The sequence below is a fragment of the Streptomyces sp. SID3212 genome, assembly GCF_009865405.1.
Classification (GTDB): domain Bacteria; phylum Actinomycetota; class Actinomycetes; order Streptomycetales; family Streptomycetaceae; genus Streptomyces.
In genome coordinates this window covers 1-2,365 of record NZ_WWJY01000437.1, presented here as the reverse complement: position 1 = coordinate 2,365, position 2,365 = coordinate 1, and the positions used below count along the sequence as shown (strand labels likewise).

The following is a 2,365-nucleotide window of genomic DNA, read 5'->3' as shown; positions in this document are numbered from 1 at the left end:
CCGAGCTGCCCAACGCCCCCTCCACCCCGCCCCGCACCCCCCGCATCCTCCCGCCGCGCGACCACCTCGCCCTCCGGGCCGTCCTCGCCCTCTCCGGCTGGGCGGCCCTCGCCGCCACCGCGCTGCCCGACGGAGTGCCGGCGCGGTGGATACCGGTGCTTCTCTTCGTCAGCCTCGGGCCCGGCCTCGCTCTGCTGCTTCCGCAGCGGCCACGTCCCGGCGCGCGGCTGGAGGTGTCGGCGCTCGCCGCGCCTCTGAGCCTGTCCCTCGCGACGCTCGTCGCCACCGCACTGTTCCTGGTGTCCGGCTTCTCGGCCGCCCTCTTCCTCGCCTCGCTCGCCACCGTCACCACCCTCGCGAGCCTCCTGCCCGGCCTGCCGCTCCCCGCAGCGGCACGCGGCGCCGGCGGGGGCGCCACACGCCAGCCGGATACGGCGTCGCAGCCGGACCCCGAACCGGCACCCGAACCCGAACCCGCGCCGGACCCGGCACCCGCACAGGACCCCGAGGCGCCTCGATGACCGAGCGGGCGCACCGGGACCCCCGCGGGGCCGCCCTCCTCGCCCTCGCTCTGACCGCCGTCGGCGCGCTGCTCACCGGCGCCGGCCTCTGGATCGACCGGCAGGAGAACGCGCCTGCCCCACAGGCGAGTTGCGCCCCCACCACCCTGCTGGAACCGCCGTGCGGAGCCTGGTGGGGCGCCTACGTCCCGTACGCGAAGAACGGGTCGCTCACCGACGCCGTCCACAGCCTGGAGAAGAAGATCGGCCGCAAGCTCGACCTTGTCTACAACTACCACGACATGTCCGGCACCGACCGCGACGGGACCCTGCTCACCCCCGACGAGAAGGAGTTGGGCGAGGACCGCATGCTGATGCTCGCCTGGGAGTCCACCGTGTGGACCGAGCCGCACCACCGCAACTGGACGGAGACGCAGCTCGGTTGGGACAAGGTCGCCGCCGGTGACCTCGACGAGGAGATCATCGATCCGCAGGCCCGCCGCCTCAAGGCGTACGGCAAGCGCGTCTTCTTCTCCTTCGACCAGGAGACCGACTTCCGCACCCCCGACGCCGGCACCCCCGAGGAGTTCGTCGCCGCCTACCGCCACATCCACGACCGGTTCCGGCAGCTCGGCGTGGACAACGTGGTGTGGGTGTGGACGGTGTCCGGCTACCTCGGGAACGCCGAGCTGATGAAGAAGCTCTACCCGGGGGACGCGTACGTCGACTGGATCGGCATGGACCAGTACAACTACTTCCGGTGCCACGACTCCCCGGACTGGCTCGACTTCGACCGCAGCCAGCGCCCGTCGTACGACTGGCTCCGCGCGAACATCTCCGACACCAAGCCGGTGATGCTCGCGGAGTTCAGTACGGCACCCGATCCGGCGAGGCCCGACCGGCAACGCGGCTGGTACGAGGACATCCCGCACACGGCACCCACCCTGCCGAAGGTGAAGGCACTCGTGCACTGGAACCGGCCGGTGCCCGGCGCCAACTGCGACCTGACCGTCAACAAGGGCCCGGCGCTGGAGGGTTACCGCGAGGCGGGCCGTGACGGCTACTTCAATCAGCCACTGCCCCCACGGTAGCGCCGTACGAGTGGAGCAAGACGTACGGCGAGCGCCGCGCCCGCCACCCCCACCAGCCCCACGAACACCGGTACGGGCGCGGCGGCGAACGGGCGCTGGGCCGCCCAGCCGGTGATCACCAGCACCCACAACACCCCGGCGGTGACCCGGCCGTCGGCCCGTACCGCCCACAGGGTCACGGCGGCCAGCCCGAGGCACAGCAGTTGCAGCGCCACCGGCAGCGCACGCAGGACGTCGTCCCGGCCGAACCGCCCCCCACCCACCTCCACCAGGACCTCCACGACCGGCCCGTGCCAGGGCCCCGACGCCCGCTCGGGCCGTACGCCCAGCAGCGGCGGCGCCGCGTGCAGCGACGCGAAACTGATCAGCAGCCCCGTCCCGAGCAGCACCGGCCGAGGCCGGACCAGCGACGCGGCGGCGCACTGGACGACGATCAGCAGCACACCCCCCGCGAGGGTGAGCGGAGGCAGCGCGTCGAACAACTCCCGCCCGGTCAGCGGGTCCTGGCCGAGCGGCACCACACGCGCCAGCGGGGACCAGAACAGCCCGGCGGCCAGCCCGAGCAGCAGCCACAGCAGCGTGATCCAGCGCTCCTCACGCTCGCGAGCACGACTCGGGGACACCGACGGTCGTCCCATGGGGTGGTCCACGGGATGGTGCGCGCGGTGGCGCACGTGGTGGTACGCGCCGTCCGGGTACGCCCTCTCCCGCGCCCAGTTGGTGCCGTACCCGTCGTCCGGCCGTACCGGCCCGCCCCCGGGGCCCTCCCGCCGC

Annotated in this window: 2 protein-coding genes and 1 pseudogene; 2 read left to right on the top strand and 1 reads right to left on the bottom strand. The window is 73.3% G+C overall.

Annotated features, from left to right (window positions below; genetic code table 11):
• Together GT042_RS13020 and GT042_RS13015 are read left to right on the top strand one after the other, a co-directional pair.
• The coding region (locus tag GT042_RS13020; RefSeq protein ID WP_202532709.1) for a hypothetical protein at positions 1 to 521 on the top strand (521 nt) is incomplete at its 5' end.
• The gene (locus GT042_RS13015) at positions 518 to 1,591 is read left to right on the top strand and encodes a glycosyl hydrolase (protein WP_161308864.1); all 1,074 of its coding nucleotides are present in this window, start codon (positions 518 to 520) and stop codon (positions 1,589 to 1,591) included. The genes GT042_RS13020 and GT042_RS13015, both read left to right, overlap by 4 nt.
• Here the strand turns inward: GT042_RS13015 and GT042_RS13010 are convergent.
• Positions 1,570 to 2,365 (bottom strand): annotated as a pseudogene (locus GT042_RS13010) (lipopolysaccharide biosynthesis protein); the annotation flags it as partial. The gene GT042_RS13015 and the pseudogene GT042_RS13010 overlap by 22 nt on opposite strands.